The organism is Liquorilactobacillus mali, assembly GCF_001437155.1.
GTDB lineage: Bacteria > Bacillota > Bacilli > Lactobacillales > Lactobacillaceae > Liquorilactobacillus > Liquorilactobacillus mali_A.
This window is the reverse complement of sequence record NZ_JQAR01000021.1, coordinates 41,592-42,096: the sequence shown is the minus strand read 5'-3', so window position 1 is coordinate 42,096 and position 505 is coordinate 41,592. Positions and strand designations below refer to the sequence as shown.

Annotated in this window: 1 protein-coding gene; it reads right to left on the bottom strand. The window is 41.0% G+C overall.

The window, feature by feature from the left end; genetic code table 11:
* Positions 1 to 505: LysM peptidoglycan-binding domain-containing protein (locus IV36_RS12240; protein ID WP_162261587.1), on the bottom strand; the 505-nt coding region annotated here is incomplete at both ends.

Genomic DNA, 505 nt, shown 5'->3' with positions numbered 1-505 from the left:
CAAATTAGCAACAGAAATCCCATACTTATTAGCGATAGCCCAGAGTGAATCCCCCGACTTAACAGTATAGGTAGATGTTGAAGATGACGATGATCCTGAATTTGAATTACTTGAGCTAGAAGCACTAGAACTGCTACCGCTAGCTTGTGAAGAAGAATTCGAGACCTTCAAAGATTGCCCAACATAGATGGTGTCTGATGAAAGACTGTTCCAGCTCTTCAAATTAACAACAGAAATCCCATACTTATTAGCGATAGCCCAAAGTGAATCCCCCGACTTAACAGTGTAAGTAGATGTTGAAGACGATGATGATCCTGAATTTGAATTACTTGAGCTAGAAGCACTAGAACTGCTACCGCTAGCTTGTGAAGAAGAATTCGAGACCTTCAAAGATTGCCCAACATAGATGGTGTCTGATGAAAGACTGTTCCAGCTCTTCAAATTAACAACAGAAATCCCATACTTATTAGCGATAGCCCAAAGTGAATCCCCCGACTTAACAGTG